The organism is Microbacterium proteolyticum, from assembly GCF_014192415.1.
Classification (GTDB): domain Bacteria; phylum Actinomycetota; class Actinomycetes; order Actinomycetales; family Microbacteriaceae; genus Microbacterium; species Microbacterium proteolyticum.
In genome coordinates this window covers 103,691-124,211 of record NZ_JACHXY010000002.1, presented here as the reverse complement: position 1 = coordinate 124,211, position 20,521 = coordinate 103,691, and the positions used below count along the sequence as shown (strand labels likewise).

Here is a 20,521-nt window from a genome sequence, read left to right as displayed (position 1 = left end):
TCAGTTGCCTCCCAGCATCTCGTCGACGACATGCTCGCGTTCCTCGCTGGTCATTCGCGCGAGGTCGCCGACCCGGAAGTGTCCGGAATCTTGCAGCCACGCTCGGCGCTCTGCGACGCCGCCGCTGACGGCTTCCAGCGTGATGTTGTGCAGGATCTTGTTGGGGCTCATCTCGAAGACCTGGCGGGTAAAGATGTGCAGCAGCCGCTCGTCCTGGTTATGGATCGCGTCGACGAGCCCCTTGTCGAGTCGGCGGACGATCTCCATGCAGAAGAGGCCGGCGGTGGAGAACAGATCGGCGAACGTCTTGTCCGGGTCGGAGAAGATGCCAGGGTTCTCCGCTTCGAGCGTGTCGCACATTAGCTGCACGACGGGCTTGGGCGTGAAGACGAGCGATGTCTTCTGCTGTGGGATGTACGCGAAGATGTCTTCGGTGAGCTCCGGGTCGAAGTAGTCGGCGAGTTCATCCTTCTTGTTCAGGAACTCCTGGATCGCCTGGTTGAAGACCGACTCGTCGAACAGGCCCGGGACACGCGTGACCTCCCCGGTGGCCTGATCTGTCACGTCGCGACCGTCGCGGAGCTTGCGGAAGTCGTCCTCGGTGATCCCGGTGATCTCGGTGAATACGTCGTCCGGGGTGTAATCGTCGAAGTTGGCGAGCGTCGTGTTCCGATCGCCGTACGCCATGAGGAACATGGGGATGGTCCGCGCGAACCCGCGAAGATGATCGCGCGCGGCATCCATGGTCTTGTTCACCTGCGTCTGGGCCTTCTTGGTCTCCTCACGCGTGACCACGGTCTCAGTGACACTGTCGAGCGTGCTGTGGAAGATCGCGAGCACTCGCGCGTCGAGCTCCGCCTTCGCTTCCTCCCTCTTCGCGTCGAGTGCGACGAATTCGGCCTCCGTAGCCGCATCCGCGCCTTCGGCGCTGATGTGGTTCAGCGTGATCTGGTGGTCGACGTAGGCGCGCTCCACCTTGGCTGTCACGTGCGCCTCGGTGGACTTTTCGTCGCTCTCGACCTGCTTCGAAGTCATCCCGTATTCAGCCGCCACCTTGGCCCGCGTCTCTCGCGCCTTCTCCGTTATCGCCGCGGCAATCTGCTTGGCGGCGTCGACCGCCTTCGTCGTGGCCGGATCGAGCTGTGGCACGTCCTCACTCGAGTAGACCGGCTTGCCCAGCTCCACGACCTTCGGATTGATGACAGTGCCGAAGTCGACCTTCGCGTTCCCCTCCGTGTCGGTGATCGGCGGAGGGAACGGAACCTCAACGGGATCGCCCTGCTTGGTCTTCTTCTCCTTGGCAACGGGCAGCTGGTTGAGGATGTCTTGAAAGTGCTCGACCGCGCGGAAAATGCCTGACACGTTTGCGAACAGGAGGTTCGACAGGAAGCCTCTACGAACGACCTCACGAGCTTTGAACACCTGCGGGAACGTGAGCACCTGGGCGGCGTCGAGTTCGATCATCCGACCCTCAGTGTCTTCACCGAGGACGGGGAAGAAGTTCAGCAACCGACGAATGTTCTCCCTGCGCTCACTGGCGTCGACGGGAGGACTCGGGGCGAGGTCGTTGGCGAACGCGTCGAAGATCGTGAGCGTACGTTCGGGGGCGAAATCGAAGATGTAGGCGTTCTTCTTCTGGAACATGGAGTCGCCGCGCGTGAACGTGCACGGGTTCTGGGCCCGGAACGCTGCCTGCATGTAGAGCGCGGGGGAGGAGAGATTGGACAGCATGATGACCGAGGTCCACTCCGGCACGGTGACACCGGTGGTGAGCTGCCCCACCGAGAGTGTGATCGTTTTACCACCCTGGACCTCGGCCTTCGCGATGGCGGCGCGGACCTTGTCGAGCGACTTGCCCACGGTCACCAAATCGTCGGCATCTTCATCAAGCCCGTCGTTCTCACCGACGTTCGGGCGACCGTCGCCGGCAGCGACGATGACCGTGTACTCACCGAAGACAGGATGCTTCTTCAGCAGCCTTTCCAGCGCCTTTGCCGATGCGACCCGATTGAGCAACCAGAAGGAGTGTCGGATCTCGTCGCGCAGCTCAGAGGTGGAGAACGGGTACTTCTCCTGTGTCGTCAGCGCATCCAGGAACCGAACGACATCGTTCTCGTAGACGAAGAACCCGTTATCCTTCGTGGCGAAGAACTCCGCCAGGTCGAAGGTGTAGTCGACGTTCGCTGCATCCTCTTCGAGCGCGACGCCTTCGGCGAGACGGTCGGTGACGATACGGGACAGCTGGTAGGTGAGCAGGTTCAGGGTAGGGAGCTGGGCGTACGGGTTGTCGACAGAGTCGTCCGACCACTCTGCCTTGGCGTCCTGCTCGTCCTTGTAGGTCCAGTTGAAGATCTGGTCGACGCTGAACCGGCCGGAGGCGAGCGCCTTGAAGGGGGTACCCGACAGGTGCAGGGTGTGCCGGCGCGTGATCTGGTTGAACGCGACATCCGTCTTTGTCGTGTCTATGCCCTCGTGCGCTTCGTCGATGACGAGCAGATCCCAGTCGGCGTCAGCTATGTGCTTGAGCTTGTCGAAGGAGCCGCCGAAGTACTTGGATCCCTTCAGATCCTGCAACGAAACGAACTCGATGACGCGGGGGTCCTGGTCGGCGGTCTCGCGAAGGAAGGCCTTCCACTGGTCGCGCGTCATTGGACCGCGATGATCGAGCGACGGGGAGTCCGACACGAAGTGATAGTTGGTCTGGTGGCCGATAAACCGCTGATGGTCGTCAAACCAGGAATTGGCGATCGCCGGGCGGTTCGTCACGATCAGCACCCGCCGAGCATCGATCTTGCGCACCAGGTCGTACGTCGTCAGCGTCTTGCCGAATCGCGGCTTCGCATTCCACAGCACCTCGTCGGCTTTGTGGTGCCCGAACGCCGTCAGCGCTTGGGCGACTGCCTCGTGCTGCTCACGGCGCAACTCATAGTCGTCCTGCGATTCTCCGGCCGGCGTGGTGAACGACTTCGACGCAAAGTCGAAGAAGTACTGCTGACTCGGCTTGGGCGCGCCGGCGAACTTATGCCACTCCGTGCGGCTCGGAGTATTCGTGGGATCGACTTCGCGTTGGATGCCCTGCTGCTGGAGAAACGCATGGAAATCGGAGTCGCGAAACGTACCGCCGTCCTCGGTGATGAACGCCGCGCGGTACGCCCACTGCTTGACCTTCGCGATATTGAGCTGGCTCGCCTGCTGCGAGATGCGCTTGTCGGCAGACTCCTGCTCGGTGTACCCGATCTTTTCCCAGCCCTCGTACTTCGGGATGTCGGGGGTGGTCCAAGAGTAGAGATATGGCACCACCTCGCGGAAAGTGCTGATGTTCGGTCTAGGCACCGGCTCTCACTTCTTCATGGATGTGGTCGATTCGGCACACTGCGTACGTCTCGTACACGGTGAAGTCAAACCCGTGGCTCTCGCGCAGGGAGGCGAGCGAGAACGGTTCGCGCACCACCATGCCGGGGGAGTGGGCATCACGGGTCCACCAGGAGAACTGGATCTCCTCGCCACGCCAGTCGCGGCCGGTCAGAGTGTTGCCTCGGAGGATGTTCGTGTCGACGAGGAACGATGCGGCGCGCATCAAGTCGGTGTCAGGACTCTGCGGAGCGCCATGCCTCGCGTGAAAGGCGACGAACTCTGCGAGCATCGCTGCCCGGGCATCCTCGTGGTTGTCCTCGAGGAGTTCGATGCCGTAGATCGACGCAAGCGCGAAGAGGGATTCGTCTGCCCACACGCTGGGGGAGAGACGCCGCTCAATAGCTCGGAGCTTGCGATGCAGAATCGCGACGAGGAAGTTCCCGTCGCCGGCGGCGGGCTCCAGGAAGGTCTTATCGACGAACTCCGGCCCTTCCTCGAGATCGTCGCTGACGAGATCGAGCATCTGATCGACCATGTGGCGCGGCGTGAAAACCTCGCCGTAAGCCCTCACACGGTTCCGAGACTTCACGATGCGCTCCTCGATGACCAGGGTCGTCACCGAGCGTCTCCACTGGTCTTCGTCACGGTGCTACCCCTTCAAGTGCCGGTTAGACCATCATGCCGTGCGCGGCAGACACATCGAGTCCTTCGCCGCGTCGGTCGACATGTGCGACGAAAACGTCGGCGATCACGCCGACGCGGGGGAGTAGTGCGGGCCGAAGTTGGAAACCGACTGCAAGAACGTCACGAGCGCGGCACGATTGACGAGGGTTTGCGCGTCGACGGCGAGTCCAAGTGCCGGAACCTTCGCAACATCAATGCGCAGGATCTCCGCGACCGATTGAGTGTGAATCCGCTCAGGCAAGTGCGTAAGGGCCCCGCCAACGTCGCCTGTGAACGCTGGTGCCGGATCGAGCACGAGACGGAGGTCGGACTTCGCCGCTCGCGCGTCGCTCGCCGCGAAGCCGCGCAGGTCGATGCGCGCGATCAGCCACCGCCCGGCAACCTTATAGGCGCCTATCTCGTGCGACTGGATGCGGTTGATCTGCTCGAGGATGTCGATCGATGTGCTCGGCCCTGATTGCCTCAGCGCTCGCTGTGCCGCGCGGAGAATTTCGTGGCTGAAGGGGTGCTCGGTCTTATTCGCCAGGGCCCAAGACGCGGTGATCCATCTGTCGTTGTGGAGATCCCGAACCCAGACTTGCCGAAGGTTGTAGGGGTCGTAGCGAACTTCCCATCGACCGCGCGCTTCGCCGGCAAGGCCGGATTTCCTTCCGCGCATCGGATGCAGGAGGTCAGCATCGTAAATCAGTCCGCCGAGGTTGATGCCGTACGGCTGAACGGTGCGCCACGTCAGTGGCAGCAGGGCGATGTAATCGTCTCTGCTGAGGCTGACGGGCACGTGCGGCGCGGCGGCGGAGAGTGCGGAGTACATCTGGTTGGGGGAGAGATTGCGATGCGGCATCCCCGGGAGACGGAGACCGGATTGCGGCGTCGTCTGCCAGTGGAGGATCACCCATAGGTCGAGGAGAAGTTGTACTTCACCGAGCGTCCAGACCGTGTCGGCGCGTGGGTCCTCACCGCGATTGGAGATGGTCCCGCCCGTGTAGCCGGAGAGGTACTGCACGAACCCTTCGCGAATCCGCTTGAATCCACTCTCTACATGGGGCTTGTCTGTGCCCTGTCGTGGGTTGGCGCGGGTCTGGGATATCTCGAGTCGCTCGCACGCGGCGGTGAAGGTGGATCCGATGAAGACTTTGCCGCGGTCCACGGTCACGGACTCGGGAACGATGAGTGGCAGTTGTGCGGCTGCTTCTTCGAGGATCCGCCGCGTCGGTTCGGCCGTGGGTTCGAAGAGCCGCTCCGCCATCGAGATTGCTTCGGGCCACCAGGATTGGTCGCTCGTGCGGGTGAGCATGCGAGCAGGAAGGATGGCGCCTATGTCTACCGATTTCGCGTAGCTCTCATGAAGAAGCGTGGCACCGATCGTGCCGGTGGCGACGTCGATGGCATAGGTCAGTTCTGGACGCGCGATTTCTCCGTCGGGCATCTGGACGAACAGGTCAAGCGGCGTGGCGTCAATTTCGACGAGTTCACCCGGACGTGAGGGAGCGGCGGGATGGAATGTCCGGTCGGGTCTCGCCGCCTTCGACCTGCGGGTTGTCGCAGGCCCGAAGGTCCCTCGCTTTCGGTCCAATTGCTCGAGCAGTCTGTACATCGTGCGCCTCGAGGGGGTTGATATGTCACTTCGAGATGCTTCCCACTGGACGCGCGCGATTGTTCGGGATCTCGTCCCCGTCGAAGCGGGCTGCTGGGCTTTCAGCTCCGCCTCGATCAGGTCGATGAGTCGTGGATCGGTTCTTGATTCTCGACGGCTGCGTGTCTTGCGAGCGTCGGCGAGGCCGGCGACGCCTTTCACTCGGTAGGCGGCGAGGTACCGATAGACCTGCCGTTGGCCGATGTGAATTCCGGCCAGTTCTTGAAGCGTGCGCTGAACGCGGGCGGCGCGCGTTGAGGCGTGGTTCGCGGGGTCCGAGTCGACGGCGTCGATAGCGGTTGCGATGGAGATGCACTTTGCCTGCACGGCGGGGGAGTACCTGGCCAGGTCAGCGACGGTGGTGAGGTCGGCGTTCATGCTGCGCGCACAGTGGATGTGTCGGAGAGGCCCCCAGCCCTGTTGACGAGCTCTATGGCTCGCCGCCACATCTGGGAATACAGGTTCGCTTGGATTGTGGGAAGAGCGTACGTAGTGGAAGCGGCAGCGTTCGCCACGGCCTCAAGAAGCGGCTTTGGCGTGGTGCACGACCGGCGAACTTCTTGTTCAATGTCGTCTGGCAGGCGGAAGCGCGTGAATCGATATCCGGCCAGCCACCTGATGAGGTGGAGCTCAGCGCTGAAGGGCATCTGGGGGATGGCGACGTTGACGTCGCTCCCGGCGAGGATTTCGGACAGCTCCGGCGAGCGGTCGTGATCGGCGGCGTTCAGAGGGATGACGCGGATGCCGTCGGTTTTCTGGATGAGGAGCCACGGGCGAAGCGGGGGAGTGCGAATCGTTCGGGCTGACACGAAGATCGCGGGATCGCGAACGAGGGCAGTCGCGTCCCCCGAGTAGTCGAGACACGTTAGGAGGTCTCGCTCCCACGTTGACGCGAATGCTACGTGGTGCCCCGTTCGCGAGAACCACCATCGACCTTCGTAGGACTGCTTGCCGATCCACGAAGGTATCCCGATAACGGGTGCGAGCGAGCCAGGGGCGAGCGCCGAGAACTCGTCGACGCTCAGATTCACCGGCGCTCGATCGCCGTCGCGTCTGCAGAGCACTGGTGGCTCGGCGAGCAGATTGTAAAGATCCACCGCGCGCCACCTCATTCCTCAGCCGCCTAAGTCAGCCTCTGAGAAGAAGCATCGCTAATCGACCGGGCCGTGACAAGCAAAACGACACAGATACCCGAAGATCGTCCTTTCTCCTGTCTAACCAGGCATTCTCCTGGCTTTCAGTCTGCGTATATAGGCATACGCGCCCGCCCGCTAGAAGATCAACAGGTGCGAACGAACCAGTTATCGCACCGCGGTGCCAACTGGCTCAAGGAGGAACAGGCACGAGCTCTGCTCATAGCGGTCGACCTGTGCTGTGACGCTCAGGTTCGTCCCGACGCCGATCGAGTCCGGAACCGCACCCACCCACTGGAGGTCATTGGTTGCGTTCACGTCACGGAACTGGAACGCGGGACCTGGCGCAGAGGACTCGCTGAAGTCGCCGGCGCCGATGAGGAAGTCGTATCTGGTGGTCGCACCGTCATGTGGCGCCATCGCGCCGATGTACCCGGGGAACGAGATGGTCTGACCACTGTGGGCGGCCGCGAAGGCTGCAACCTCTGGAGCGCAGTAGTCGGTCAACACAAGGAGCGCTGCGAGCTCGGGACTGTTGGCCGGCGTGAGCACAAGGGGTTCAGGTTGGGGCTCGGCGGACGGAGTGACTTCATCCGGCTCAGGAGAGGGCTCGGCGCTGGGCTCGCTCGTGGACTCACTCGACACCGGGGCAGCGCTCACCGCGGTCTCCGCGTTCCGTTCGCTGAGGACTCCGAAGGCGATGATCGTCGCGAGTATGAGTGCGAAGGCGCCGCCTCCGATGATCCAAAGCAATTGGCGTGACTTCGGCTTCGGGCGTCGGAAGGTGAGTTCAGTCTGCACCTTGCCGTGAGTCTGCGCGACGAGCTTCCAGCCGTCAGCTTCCCACTTCTTGATCGTGCGTGACTCCATTCCGCGAACTGCGCGGACGGTCTTCGTTTCGTAGGCGACGTCAGCGTCCGTCGTCATCAGCGCAACCCCCAGATTGGTGCCGGAGTTTCGACCGACTCCGCGAGCTTATCGACATGAATGAGCACCCATCGTGCGAAGCGCGACTGACAGATCTCGTGTCACAAACGCGCCGCAGAGGAGCGCAATCCGTAGATTGACGCGTTCGATGGCAGGAATGTCATTTCTGCTGGCAACGGGCACGCGGAGTCGTGCGGTCTGCGGGTGAGCGGTGCAAACTGACATAATGTGCATTATCGGCCTTGCCGCCAGCGGGTCTGCATCGGCCACGCACGGGGCGTACGCCTGAATCGGATAACGCAGCACGGCCGGTACACGGGTCACGCCCTCACCCTCAGGCGCCTCGGACATGGGCGCGAGCGCATGGGTCAGTCGTCCCCGATCTCGCTCCGGCGGATGGCGTCATCGAGCTCCGCATTGTTCCGCGCCCGAGCCGCCCAGACTATTCCTACAGTCGCCGCAATGAGCGCGAGGACTGCGGGTATCCAATAGCCGAAGACAAACAGGATGGCAATGAGCGCAGCTATCGGCATACCGACGAGCTGTATGAGCAGACTTCGACTCATTGCATACTCCGATTACTTCACCCGCAAGACCATACCGCGGAAATTCCACGCGCCCGTTGTATAGCAGTATGCGAACGTGGCCGGGTTTGTCGACTCGGGCCCGGATCACAGACGACCTCCGAGTACGCTCGAACCGATGCCCGACTCCCCCGCCCGCCGTGAACGGCGCCTCCGCGCATGAGCGGTGTCCTCACCGGCTTCGCGGTCGTCGGTCTCGCCGTCGTCGTCGGCTACGTGATCGCGCGCATCGACCTGCTCGGTCCGCACGCCCGACACGTGCTGAGCCGTCTGACGTTCTACGTGCTGTCACCCTTCCTGCTCTTCACGGTGCTGGCGCGCGCCGACGTCGCGACCCTGTTCTCCGCCCTGCTGCCGGTGTCGATGATCACGGCCGCGGTCATCATCGGCGTCTCGGTGCTCATCTCTACGCTGATCCTGCGTCGCCCCGCGGGTGAGACCGTGATCAGTGCACTGTCGGCGGGACAGGTGAACAGCAACAACATCGGCATCCCGATCTCGCTGTACATGCTCGGGAACGCGGCGTTCTCCGCTCCCGTCATCCTGTTCCAGTTGCTCGTGCTGATGCCGATCGCGCTGTCGATCCTGGATGCCGTGACCTCCGGCTCCCGCAACATCGGGCGGATCGTGCTGCAGACGGCGAAGAACCCGATGCTCATCGCCTCCGCCCTGGGTGTGATCGTGGCGCTCGTCGGCGTCGACCTGCCGCCGATCGTGTTCGACCCGCTGCATCTCATCGCCGGCGCCTGCGTGCCGGTGCTGCTGATGTCGTACGGCATGTCGCTCTACGGGCAACGGGTGCTCACCGAGCCCGGTCGCCGCGTCGACGTCGTCGTCGCGTCGATGCTGAAGCTCCTGGCAATGCCGGCCCTGGCGTGGGCGGTGGCGACGCTGTTCGCCCTGCCCGACGATCAGATCTTCATCGTCGTGGTGCTGGCGGCGCTGCCGACGGCGCAGAACGTGTTCAACTTCGCTCAGCGGTACGGGGTGGGCGAGATCCTCTCGCGCGATGTCGTCTTCATCTCGACGCTCGGGTGTCTGCCCGTGCTGTTCACCGTGGCCCTGCTGCTCCAGCACTCCCCCGCGTGACACGGCGTGACCGGGGGGGTTCGCACAGTCGAACCCTCAGGTCTAAGGTGAGAGCTGTTTTCAGCTTTCACTCAGAAAGGCTCGCCATGTCTTCCGCCCCCACGTCCAACCCCGCCATCGGAGCCGTACGCACCGCGCTCGGCGTCAGCGGCGTCCTGTCGCTCGTCATCGGTCTGCTGATCCTCATCTGGCCGGGCCGCACCGCCCAGGTGGCGGTCGCCATCCTCGCGGTCTACGTCATCATCGCGGGCCTGGTGAACATCGCGATCGGCCTGTTCTGGCGCTCCGGATGGGCGCGCCTGGGCTACCTCGCGCTCGGCGTGCTGTTCATCGTCGCCGGCATCTTCTCGTTCGCGAACCTTTCGGCCGCGACCGCATGGTTCGGCGTCTTCATCGGGACCCTCGTCGGCATCCTGTGGATCATCGAGGGAGTCGTCTCGCTCACCACCGTCGGCCACGGGTCGAAGGCCCGGGCGTGGACGATCTTCTTCGCGATCATCAGCATCCTCGCGGGCGTCGTGCTGCTGTTCTCACCGCTCCTCGGTGCGGTTACTCTCTTCCTCCTCATCGGCATCTCGCTCGTGATCCTCGGCGTGTTCCAGATCGTGCGCGCGATCCAGTTCGGCAAGACGGTCTGACCGAACGAAAAGGGCCCGGATGCCATGGCATCCGGGCCCTTCCTTCGTCAGTCCGTGGGGAGGTATCGGCTCCACCACTCGAGGACGGCGTCGAAACGCTGAACCCGATGCTGGGGTCGGCCCGCGCGGGTGAGCTCGTGATCCTCGCCCGGGAAGACCAGCATCTCGGCGTCGACGCCGTTGTGCTTCAGCGCGGCGTAGTAGCGGGTCGCCTGTTCGAGCGGGCAGCGGAAGTCGAGCTCGGAGTGCATCACCAGCGTGGGGGTGCGCACCCGGTCGACGACCGCCATCGGACTCTGCGCGGCCATCTGCGCGGGGTCGGTACCGACGTACTCCTGGCCGAAGAACGAGCCGATGTCGCTCGATCCGGGGAAGGCGAAGGGGTCGAGGAACCCGCGCTCGACGATCGCCCCGGCGAAGCGGTGATCGTGCGCGATGACCCACGCCGTCATGTACCCGCCGTACGATCCACCCATCACGCCCACGCGATCGGCATCGAGGCGCGGGTCGGCCGAGACCACGCCGTCGAAGAAGTCGATGACGTCGAAGAAGTCGAGCGTGCCCATTCGCTGACGGATCGACCGCCCGTGCGCTCGGCCGTAGCCGGCGCTGCCGCGCGGGTTGCTGTAGACCACGGCGTAGCCTGCGTCGACGAGCACCTGCGTCTCGTCGAACACGTGCACGCCGTATGAGGCGTACGGCCCTCCGTGGATCTGCAGGATGACCGGGAACGGCCCCTCCCCCTCGGGCACGGCGACCCAGCCGTGCACGGGATAGCCGTCACGGCCGGTGACCTCGTGCTCGACGGGCACGACGACGCCCCGCGCACGAGTGGCTCCGCCGAAGTCGGTGACGGTGCGCACCGCTTCTCCGTCGACCACGACCAGCTCGCCGAACGACTCGGGCGAGGCGACGGATGCCACGACCCGGCCCCCCGCCACCGCGTGGCCGTTCACCTCGAGGTCGGCCCCGAGGACCTCGGAGACCTCTCCCCCGCGCGTGACCCGCAGCAGGCGCAACCGTCCCCGCGTGCGGTCCTGCACGAGGACGTCGTCGCCGTCGAACGACATGTGGCTGCCGACCTCCCCCAGGTCGACGGTCTCGGCATCGGTGAGGCGACGCGGTCCCTCGGCCTCGAGCACGAACAGCGCGACGCCGGGAGCGACGAAGTCGACCCCGGCGGAGCCCACGTCGTGGGCGAGCAGGAACACCGCGCCGTCGGGGGCGACCGCAGCCTCGGAGATCGAGAGGTCGGCGTCCGTCCCCCACACCTCGCGCGGGGTGCCGTCCTCGACCGCGACGGCCATGAGCCGATCGCGCAGGTCGCGGCGGTCGGACTCGATCACATCGGGGACGCTGAGCAGCTCGGTGCCGTCGTGCGTCCAGCAGACGCCGCTCCAGCTCGTCGCACCATCGGTCAGCTGAGCGGGCTCCGCGGCGACGACACGCTTGTCGGGTGCGTCGAGCGTCGGGGCGGGCGCGTAGAACGGCTCCGCATCGGTCGACGGCGCGTCGACGACGAACAGCTGAGCCGGCCGATCGAGATACCCGAGGCCGTTCGCGTGCCACCGGATGCCCGTGATACGACGCGGCGGCTCGGCCGCGGCATCCCGTCCCTCCACGGTGCCGTAGCGGCCCGGCTCAGGCACGCGCGCGGTGAACGCGAGACGCGCACCGTCGGGCGACCAGGCGAGGTCGGTGACACCGCCGGGGAGGTCGGTCACCTGCACCGGCTCACCCCCGCCCGCGGCCACGACGAACAGCTGCACGCGCTTCTTCGCGTCCGCACGGAGGAAGGCGACCGTCGCTCCGTCGGGAGAAAGCACCGGGGAGCGGTCCGCCACCCCGCGGGTGATTCGCCGGGGCGATCCGTCGGGCAGGTCGACCCGCCACACCTGCCCCACCGCGCGGTCGGCGACGAGATCGGGGCGTGAGGTCGCGAAGACGGCGAAGGCACCGTCGGGCGAGATCGTCGGCCGACCGACCGTGACGAGCGTTTCGATGTCGGTCGCGCGCATGCTCACTCGCCTCCGAACGAATCCGTGTCTCCGACGAGTCGGGTGTTGTCGGCGGGCACCGGGTCGACGGCGGCCCGGGCGACCTCGGCGGCGAACTCCGACACGTTGTAGAGCTTGCCGGCGTCGTCGCGTCGGGCGGCGATGGCCCCGGGGTTGGCGCGCTCGAGCAGCGTCGCGGTGATCGTGCCCTCGATCATGTCGCCGGAGACGACGGTGAAGCCGATGCCGCGCTCTTCGAGGGCGGGGATCTTGTCGCGGAGCGCGTCTTCTCCGGCGCGCTTGGACAGGGCGACCGGCTCGTACTCGGGCATGGTCGGGGTGGTGCGGATGAAGTGCGCTTGGTGGCTGGTGACGAAGACGACGCGCGCATCGGCCTTCAGGAGCGGCAGGGCGGTCTCGAGAACGTTCACCTGCGCGTCGCGGTTGAGAAGCAGGGCGTAGTCCTCGGCCATGCCCGACTCCATGCCGCCCGACGCGTTGAGCACGAGGATGTCGAGACCGCCGAAGGTGCGCTCGACCTCGTCGAACATCGCCTGCACCGACGCGGGATCGGTGAGGTCGGCTCCGACGACGAGGGCTTCGACACCGAGCTCGCGCAGCTGCGTCGCGAGCTTCTCGGCACGGGGCGCCTTGTTGCGGAAGTTGATGACGACGTTCGCGCCGGCCTCGGCGAAGTAGCGCACGGTGTCGGCACCGATACCGCGCGACGAGCCGGTGACGAGGGCGGTCTTGCCGCTCAGCGAGCCGGACGGAAGGGTCTGGGACACGGATTACTCCTGACGATCGGGATCGACTCACCAGCCTACCGACCGCTCCGCCCGGGGCCGCGGCGACCCCAGTCTGTGGTGTGGTCGAGAACCGGCCTCACCCTCTCTCGCGAGTGCTACGTTCAGGCTCAGGAGGTGCGACATGAACGTTCTCTCCACTATCGACACGTGGGCCTGGATCGGCTGGCTCGTGTTGATCCTGGTCTTCCTGGTCGTCGAGATGCTCACCGGTGAGCTGACGTTCCTCATGCTGTCGGTGGGCAGCGCCGTGGGGCTCCTGACCGGCCTGGTCGGCACGCCCCTGTGGGGACAGGTCATCGCGGCCGCGCTCGCGGCCGGCGCTCTCCTGACCTTCCTGCGCCCGCCCCTGCTCCGGCGCCTTCACCGCGGCGCCGACACCCGCGCCTTCAACGTCGAGGCCCTCATCGGCCTCGAGGGCCTCGTGCTGTCGCGGGTGTCCCCGTCTGTCGCGGGGCAGGTCAAGCTCGCCAACGGCGACGTGTGGACCGCACGCGCCGACGCCGACACCCGACTCGACCCCGCCACGCGCATCGAGGTCGTCCGCATCGACGGCGCCACCGCCGTCGTCCGCGCCAGCGCGCAGCGCGCTCACGACCAGGAGGCCGCGACATGAACATCGACACCCTCATCCCTGCGACGATCGGGTGGGTCCTGGCGATCGTGGTGGCGGTCTTCGTCATCGTCGTGATCTTCCGCGCCGTCCGCATCATCCCGCAGGCCCGCGCCGGTGTGGTCGAGCGGCTCGGCAAATACCACAAGACGCTCCTGCCGGGCCTGAACCTCGTCGTCCCGCTGGTCGACCGGGTGCGTCCTCTCATCGACATGCGCGAACAGGTGGTGTCGTTCCCGCCTCAACCGGTCATCACGGAAGACAACCTCGTCGTCTCGATCGACACGGTGGTGTACTTCCAGGTCACCGACGCGCGCGCCGCGACGTACGAGATCGCCAACTATCTCGGAGCCGTCGAGCAGCTGACCACCACCACGCTGCGCAACGTGGTGGGCGGGCTCAACCTCGAGCAGGCGCTGACCAGTCGCGACAACATCAACGGTCAGCTCCGGGTGGTCCTCGACGACGCAACGGGAAAATGGGGCATCCGGGTCGGACGCGTCGAGTTGAAGGCGATCGATCCGCCGCACTCGATCCAGGACTCCATGGAGAAGCAGATGAGGGCCGAGCGCGACCGCCGTGCCGCGATCCTGACCGCCGAGGGGTCGAAGCAGTCGCAGATCCTCGAGGCCGAGGGTCGGCGTCAGGCCGCGATCCTCGAGGCCGAGGGCGACAAACAGGCCGCCGTGCTGCGCGCGCAGGGCGAGGCGGAGGCGATCCACTCCGTGTTCACGGCGATCCACGAGGGCCGCCCCGACGACAAGCTGCTCGCCTACCAGTACCTGCAGACCCTGCCGAAGATCAGCGACAGCTCGTCCAGCAAGCTGTGGATCATCCCGAGCGAGTTCACCGAGGCCCTGAAGGGCATCTCGGGCGCCTTCGCCTCGCGCACGGGGATCGACGACGCACCCGCCGTCGCACCGAAGGACGCTCCCGCCCGATGACACGGCATCCGTACCTCTCGCCCGACGTCCCGCGTGTGCTCGCCCACCGGGGACTGGTGACTCCGGATGCCGCGCGGCACGGGGTGGTCGAGAACTCGTTCGCCGCGGTCGCCCAAGCGCACGCCGCGGGTATCGCCTACGTCGAGTCGGACTGCCACCGCACCGCTGACGGGGAGGTCGTGCTGTTCCACGACGACGACCTCCGCCGCGTGGCCGACGACCCGCGGGCCATCGCCGACGTCCGTCTGCACGAGCTCGAGGAGATCATGTCCGACCGCGGCGGACTCATCACTCTCGCCCAGGCACTCGACGCCTTCCCCGACGTGCGGTTCAACCTCGACGTCAAAGCCGCCGCGGCGGCGGAGCGTGTCGGTCGCCTCGTCGCACCGCACGCCGCGCGGGTGCTGGTGACCAGCTTCTCCGACGAACGTCGTCACGCGGCCCTGAGGGCGGCCGCGGCGGCAGGTGCCGCCCTGCCACCGGCGACCTCCCCCGGCTCGTCCACCGTGGCGAGGCTGCTCGCCGCTCGAACGCTGCGTCGGAGGACCCGGGTCCGCCGGCTGCTCGCCGGTCTCGACGCCCTCCAGGTCCCCGAACGCCAGGGGCCCGTCCGTGTCGTGACGGATGGTCTCATCCGCGACGCCCACGCCGCGGGCGTCGAGGTGCACGTGTGGACCGTCAACGCCGAGGTCGACATGCAGCGCCTGCTCGACCTCGGCGTGGACGGGCTCGTCACCGATCGCGCCGACGTCGCCGTCGCGATGGTGAACGGGCGGGGAACGACAGCTGTCTGAGCATCGTCTGTGAAAGCCTCGCCGTCGCCCGGGGTTCGAATAAAGCGCACAGGTGCAAGCGTTATACATGGTGACCGACGAGAGGACCACACAATGGCAGACCGCAGTCTCCGCGGCATCCGACTCGGCGCCCAGAGCCTCCAAAGCGAAGATGGCGTCGTGTTCCACGACCGTGCACAGCACACCTACAACTGCAGCACCTGTGGACGAGACACCGTCCTGACGTTCGCCGCCGACGCCGAGGTCCCCGAGGCCTGGGAATGCCGCACGTGCGGCGCCGAGGCGCTCCTGCGCATCGGTGACAGCATTGCGACCGTCGACCACAGCGCCGACAAGGCCGCACGTACCCACTGGGACATGCTGCTGGAGCGTCGCACCCTCCCCGAGCTGGAAGAGCTGCTCGAGGAGCGCCTCGCCTTCGTCCGCGCGCGTCGCGGAGCGGGTGGCGAGAAGCTCAGCGCCTGACGCTGACCGACGAGTTCAGACGCCGGCCCCCTCGGGGGTCGGCGTCTTCCTCGTATCCCGGGCGCGCACGACCACGAGAACGCCCGCAGCGACGAGGCCAGCGAGACTCCCCCACCCCAGGACGATCTTCACCGCGGGCCCGATGATCACCGCCGGGGTGAGCCCGGTGCGAAGAGGCACATCGGTGAGCATGTGCCCCGCCGTGTCGATCGGCAGCTCGTCGAGCGTCGACCCGTCGGGCGCGATGACCTGGCTCGTGCCGACCGTCGAGAGGTTGACCACCGACCGCCCGGTTTCGATCGCGCGCATGCGCGCGAACGCGAGCTGCTGCAGGTTCTCGTCGGTCCCGCGGAAGTCGGCGTTGTTCGTCTGGAACATGTACACCTGCGCCCCCTCGGCGGCGCCGTCCCAGACGACATCGTCGTAGATGACGTCGAAACAGATCGCCAGTCCCACGCCGATGCCGTTCACCTCGATCAGCGGCGCCGCGGTACCCGGGGTGTACTCCCGGCCGATGAGTCCGATGAGGTCGGGGGCGAACGGCTCCCAGAACGCGCGATCGGGCACGTACTCACCGAATGGCACCGGATTGCGCTTGTCGTAGGTCGCTCCGACCTGTCCCTCGGGCGTCCACAGCAGCGAGGAGTTGAACAGCTCCGACCCGCGCTCGGTCACCGCCGAGACGAGCAGCGGCGCGTCGACCCGCCGCGACAGCTGCTGCAGCACCGCCGCCGTGGAGGGGTTCGAGGTGGGATCGGAGTCCACACCGCCCTCCGGCCAGAGCAGAACGTCCATGTCCTGACCGAGAAGAGGAGAGGATGCCGCGAGCTGCGCGTCCAAGACGGCGCCGCGCGCGCGCTGGTCGAAGTAGCCCGCCGGCCCGTTGCCCTGCACGGCGCCCACGCGCATCGAGCCCGCCGCCGCCGTCGGGAACGCGGGCAGGGCCACGAGCACCACCAGCACGACGGCCGCGGGCACGACGCGCGCGAGACGGCGAAGGCCCCCCACCCGGACGAGTTCCACCCCCATCGCGCACAGCAGCACGACCAGGAACGACAATCCCGACATGCCCACCCAGGACGCGACCTCGGCGAACGGGCCGTTCACCTGCGAAACACCGATGCGCCCCCAGGGGAAGCCGCCGTACGGCCAGGAGCCGACGATCTGCTCCCGCAGGGTCCACAGGCCCGCGACGAGAGCAGGGAGTAGCACGAGGCGTCCGAGCGTGCCCGGGACGATCCGCGGCATCCACCGATAGGCGAGCGCGATCGGCACGGCGAACACCGCCGTCAGCAACGACTCGAGCACCGACAGAGCGAGCCACGGAACGGGGCCGAGGTAGCGGGCCGTGAAGAGCAGGTTGACCGAGAAGAACGCGGCGCCGAAGAGCAACCCCACCAGCACGGCCGACCAGAATCGACGGCCGATGAGGGTGAGGAGCGTCAAGACGACCGCGGGCACCGCCATCGGCCACCACGCCAGCGCGGGAAAGGCCGTCACCAGGAGCAGCCCCGCCACGACCGACAGCGGAGCGGCGTAGGCCAGACGCAGCAGGGGCGCGGCGCGGTCGGCCCGGTTCACGGGCGTCTCGGGAGCGGCGCTCATGCCGACGTGTACGCCACGATGCCCCGGCGCACGGAGTCCAACGCCGTGCGCGCGGTCTTCGCCAGCTTCGGGTCGGCGACGAGCGAGATCTGATCGAGCAGGTCGATCGTCTGCTTCGCCCACCGCACGAAGTCGCCCGCCGCCATATCGGCGAGGGTAAGCACGCTGTCCAGCGGCAACCCCTTCGCCCAGGCGTGCATCGCGGGCGAAAGGCCCGACGCGGGCGACTCCGACCCGGGGAGACGATGGTCGCGCTCGAGGTCGTCGAGCTCCTGCCACAGGGTCTGCGTGGCATCCAGGGCCACGCGGAAGGCACCGCGCGGCAGCCCCCGCTCCCCGGGTCCCGCCTCGTCGCGCCGGGGCTCGTACACCAGGCAGCACGCGAGAGCCGCGAGCGAGGGCGCGTCGAGCCCCTCCCACAGGCGCTGGCGCAGCGATTCGGCCACGAGCAGGTCGCGCTCGCCGTAGATGCGGCGCATCGTGCGGCCCGCCGGGGTGAGGACGGTCGCCCCGTCCTCCTCGACGCTCACGTACTCCAGCGCCGCCAGCACCTCGACCACACGGTCGAACACGCGCGCGACCGTGCCGGTGCGCTGGTCTATCTGCTGACGGGTCTTGTCGGTGGACCGCTTGAGCTTCCAGTACCGCTCCGCCCAGCGCGCGTGCGCCTCACGGTCGGGGCACGACTGACAGGGATGCCGTTGCATCCGCTTCCGCAGCAACTGGATCTGCTGCTGCCGCTCGTCGCGCAGGCGGCGGGGTGCGGTGGCATCCCGCCGGTTGATCTTCTCGAGGTCGCTGAGCTCGCGGCGGATCGTGGAGTACTCGCGGAAGTCTCCACGGTCGCACGTCATCGCCTGCTCGTAGCCGGCGAGGGACTCCTCTGCCTCCTTCACCTGGCGCGCGAGGCCCACGACCGAGCGGTCCGCCTGGAACTGCGCGAAAGACGACTCGAGGACCTCACGGGCACGGGCACGCCCGAACTGGTCGATGAGGTTGACGGCCATGTTGTAGGTCGGACGGAAGCTGGAGTTCAGCGGGTACGTACGACGCGAAGCGAGGGCGGCGACCGACTGCGGGTCGAGCCCCTCGGTGAACTGCACCACCGCGTGCCCCTCGACGTCGATGCCGCGACGGCCGGCGCGGCCGGTGAGCTGGGTGTACTCCCCCGAGGTGATCGCGACGCGCGCCTCGCCGTTGAACTTCTCGAGCTTCTCGAGCACGACGGTGCGCGCGGGCATATTGATGCCGAGCGCGAGGGTCTCGGTGGCGAAGACGACCTTGACGAGCTTGCGGCGGAAGAGCTCCTCGACGACCTCTTTGAAGGCCGAAAGGAGACCGGCGTGGTGGGCGGCCATGCCCCGCTCGAGGTTGTCGCGCCACTCCCAGAAGTGCAGCACCGCGAGATCTTCGTCTTTGAGGCTGAAGGTCAGCTCGTCGACGATCTGGCGGATCTCGACGCGCTCCTCCGCCGAGGTCAGGCGCACGTTCGCGCGGCGCAGCTGCTGTACGGCGGCGTCGCATCCGGCCCGGCTGAAGATGAAGAAGATCGCGGGCAGCAGGTGACTGCGCTGCAGCAGCTCGACGACGTCGGGCCGGTCGATGCGCTCGATGCGCGGGCCCTGCGAGGCGCGGACGGGCTTGTTTCCCCCGCGCCGCTGGTGCGCGTGGCGGGGACCGCCGGCGTGACGAGCGGAGCGGAACTCCTGTGCGCGGCGGTTGTTCTCGTAGCCGCCGGCGTTACCGCCGCGGATGCGCAGAAGCTCTTGGTTGACCTGGGCCGTCGCGACGCCGGCGCGGTCATCGAACAGGGGCAGCAGATCGCCGCGTACGAGCACGTGCTGCTCGAGGGGCACGGGTCGCGTCTCGGACACGATCACCTCGGTGTCACCCCGGACGGTGTCGAGCCAGTCGCCGAACTCCTCGGCGTTCGACACGGTCGCCGACAGCGACACGAGCTTCACCGAGGGCGGGAGGTGGATGATCACTTCTTCCCACACCGCGCCGCGGAAGCGGTCGGCGAGATAGTGCACCTCGTCCATCACGACGAACCGGAGTCCCCGCAGCGCCGGCGAGTCGGCATACAGCATGTTCCGCAGGACTTCGGTGGTCATCACCACGATCCGCGCGGAGGCGTTGATGTTGGTGTCGCCCGTGAGCAGGCCGACCTCGTCGTCGCCGTACGCCTCTTGCAGCTCGTGGAACTTCTGATTCGACAGCGCCTTGATCGGCGTGGTGTAGAACGCCTTGTCGCCGGGCTCGAGCATGGCCAGGTGGATGGCGAACTCGCCGACGATCGTCTTGCCCGCACCGGTGGGGGCGGCCACCAGCACGCTCCGCCCGTCTTCGAGGGCGTGGCATCCGGCGATCTGGAACTCGTCGAGTTCGAAGCGCTGCATCTCGGCGAAGTCCGCCGTGTGGGGGTGCGTCGAACGGGCGCTGGCTCGAGCGAAGCGCTCGGCCGGGCTGGGCGCGCTCACGCGGTGGGCCCCGACGCCATCTCCGACGCCGCGACCCGACGCGCTTTGCGGCGGTCGAACAGCATCGACAGTCCCGCGGCGGCGAAGAACAGCACGACCAGGATGCCGGCGAGCATCAGCATGCTCACCACGTCGGCGGCGGGCGTGGCGAGGGCCGAGAAGATCGTGGCGATGAGGATGGCGACGCGCCATCCCTTCAGGATCGCCTTGCCGCTCATCACCCCCGCCACGTTCAGCGCGACCAGGAACACCGGCAGCACGAACGAGACACCCACGACGATCAGCAGCTTGAACACGAAGTCGTAGTAGTCGACGGCGTTGTAGAAGTTGACGCCACCCTCGGGCGTGAAGCCCCACATCAGCTCGATCACGTGCGGCACGATCAGCAGGCCGACCCAGCATCCGATGAAGAACAACGGCACAGCGGATGCCACGAACCCGACCGTGTAGCGGATCTCTTTGCGGGTGAGTCCGGGCATGATGAACGCCCAGATCTGCCAGAGCCACACCGGCGCCGACAGGAAGATGCCGATCGAGAATGCGATGCGCATACGCAGATCGAATGCCGAGGTCACCGAGGTGAAGTTCAGCGCCGAGAAGTCGTCACCGCGACGCTCCGCGATGACGCGGATCGGCTCGGTGATCAAGTGGATGATCGGATCAGTGATGAGGAAGGCGACCACCATGCCGACCACGAGAGCCGCAGCGGCCCACATGAGGCGCTTGCGCAGTTCGACCAGGTGCGCCCCGATCGACATGCGCTTGTCTCGCCGCG

At 66.5% G+C, this 20,521-nt stretch carries 16 protein-coding genes; 6 read left to right on the top strand and 10 right to left on the bottom strand.

All coding sequences use genetic code 11. The features are described 5' to 3' along the window. From FHS07_RS08855 to FHS07_RS08835, 5 genes are all read right to left on the bottom strand, one after another. Positions 1 to 3,333: a DEAD/DEAH box helicase family protein gene (locus tag FHS07_RS08855; protein WP_183419562.1), complete on the bottom strand. Its 3,333-nt coding sequence runs from the start codon at positions 3,331 to 3,333 to the stop codon at positions 1 to 3. Further along, the gene (locus tag FHS07_RS08850; protein ID WP_183419561.1) at positions 3,326 to 3,973 is read right to left on the bottom strand and encodes a DNA methyltransferase; all 648 of its coding nucleotides are present in this window, start codon (positions 3,971 to 3,973) and stop codon (positions 3,326 to 3,328) included. The genes FHS07_RS08855 and FHS07_RS08850 overlap by 8 nt, the downstream gene beginning before the upstream one ends. A 129-nt stretch (positions 3,974 to 4,102) precedes the next feature. Then, positions 4,103 to 6,049: a Mu transposase C-terminal domain-containing protein gene (locus tag FHS07_RS08845; RefSeq protein ID WP_183419560.1), complete on the bottom strand. Its 1,947-nt coding sequence runs from the start codon at positions 6,047 to 6,049 to the stop codon at positions 4,103 to 4,105. Next, positions 6,046 to 6,768, bottom strand: coding sequence for a hypothetical protein (locus FHS07_RS08840; RefSeq protein ID WP_183419559.1), 723 nt, complete (start codon positions 6,766 to 6,768; stop codon positions 6,046 to 6,048). Before FHS07_RS08840 ends, FHS07_RS08845 begins: the two co-directional genes overlap by 4 nt. A gap of 204 nt (positions 6,769 to 6,972) precedes the next feature. Then, positions 6,973 to 7,731, bottom strand: coding sequence for a DUF4839 domain-containing protein (locus tag FHS07_RS08835; RefSeq protein WP_183419558.1), 759 nt, complete (start codon positions 7,729 to 7,731; stop codon positions 6,973 to 6,975). A 743-nt stretch (positions 7,732 to 8,474) separates the two neighbouring features. On the opposite strand from FHS07_RS08835, the gene FHS07_RS08830 reads away from it, so the two are divergent. Both FHS07_RS08830 and FHS07_RS08825 read left to right on the top strand, forming a co-directional pair. Further along, positions 8,475 to 9,404, top strand: coding sequence for an AEC family transporter (locus FHS07_RS08830; protein ID WP_183419557.1), 930 nt, complete (start codon positions 8,475 to 8,477; stop codon positions 9,402 to 9,404). Between the two features lie 86 nt (positions 9,405 to 9,490). Continuing rightward, on the top strand, positions 9,491 to 10,042 hold the full coding sequence (locus FHS07_RS08825) for an HdeD family acid-resistance protein (protein WP_183419556.1): 552 nt from the start codon (positions 9,491 to 9,493) through the stop codon (positions 10,040 to 10,042). A gap of 47 nt (positions 10,043 to 10,089) precedes the next feature. Here FHS07_RS08825 and FHS07_RS08820 read toward each other — a convergent pair whose 3' ends face one another. Next, positions 10,090 to 12,060: a S9 family peptidase gene (locus FHS07_RS08820; protein ID WP_183419555.1), complete on the bottom strand. Its 1,971-nt coding sequence runs from the start codon at positions 12,058 to 12,060 to the stop codon at positions 10,090 to 10,092. A gap of 2 nt (positions 12,061 to 12,062) precedes the next feature. Next, a complete protein-coding gene (locus tag FHS07_RS08815; protein WP_183419554.1) occupies positions 12,063 to 12,827 on the bottom strand; it encodes an SDR family oxidoreductase in 765 nt (254 codons plus the stop codon). Between the two features lie 142 nt (positions 12,828 to 12,969). Here FHS07_RS08815 and FHS07_RS08810 point away from each other — a divergent pair, with 142 nt between their 5' ends. From FHS07_RS08810 to FHS07_RS08795, 4 genes are all read left to right on the top strand, one after another. After that, complete coding sequence (locus FHS07_RS08810) at positions 12,970 to 13,461, top strand: NfeD family protein (protein WP_183419553.1); 492 nt, start codon at positions 12,970 to 12,972, stop codon at positions 13,459 to 13,461. Beyond that, positions 13,458 to 14,402 (top strand): SPFH domain-containing protein, encoded by a 945-nt coding sequence (locus FHS07_RS08805; RefSeq protein WP_183419552.1) that lies wholly within the window; start codon positions 13,458 to 13,460, stop codon positions 14,400 to 14,402. Before FHS07_RS08810 ends, FHS07_RS08805 begins: the two co-directional genes overlap by 4 nt. Next, positions 14,399 to 15,196 (top strand): glycerophosphodiester phosphodiesterase family protein, encoded by a 798-nt coding sequence (locus tag FHS07_RS08800; protein WP_183419551.1) that lies wholly within the window; start codon positions 14,399 to 14,401, stop codon positions 15,194 to 15,196. The genes FHS07_RS08805 and FHS07_RS08800 overlap by 4 nt, the downstream gene beginning before the upstream one ends. A 93-nt stretch (positions 15,197 to 15,289) precedes the next feature. Further along, entirely contained in the window at positions 15,290 to 15,661 is a 372-nt protein-coding gene (locus FHS07_RS08795; RefSeq protein WP_183419550.1) for an RNA polymerase-binding protein RbpA, read from the top strand. 15 nt (positions 15,662 to 15,676) lie between these two features. Here FHS07_RS08795 and lnt read toward each other — a convergent pair whose 3' ends face one another. From lnt to tatC, 3 genes are read right to left on the bottom strand one after another with little or no spacing between them, the layout of a single operon-like run. Next, the gene (gene lnt / locus FHS07_RS08790; protein WP_183419549.1) at positions 15,677 to 17,266 is read right to left on the bottom strand and encodes an apolipoprotein N-acyltransferase; all 1,590 of its coding nucleotides are present in this window, start codon (positions 17,264 to 17,266) and stop codon (positions 15,677 to 15,679) included. After that, positions 17,263 to 19,746, bottom strand: coding sequence for a DEAD/DEAH box helicase (locus tag FHS07_RS08785; protein WP_183419548.1), 2,484 nt, complete (start codon positions 19,744 to 19,746; stop codon positions 17,263 to 17,265). The genes lnt and FHS07_RS08785 overlap by 4 nt, the downstream gene beginning before the upstream one ends. Further along, a complete protein-coding gene (gene tatC, locus FHS07_RS08780) occupies positions 19,743 to 20,504 on the bottom strand; it encodes a twin-arginine translocase subunit TatC (RefSeq protein ID WP_183420144.1) in 762 nt (253 codons plus the stop codon). The genes FHS07_RS08785 and tatC overlap by 4 nt, the downstream gene beginning before the upstream one ends. Positions 20,505 to 20,521 lie beyond the last annotated feature (17 nt).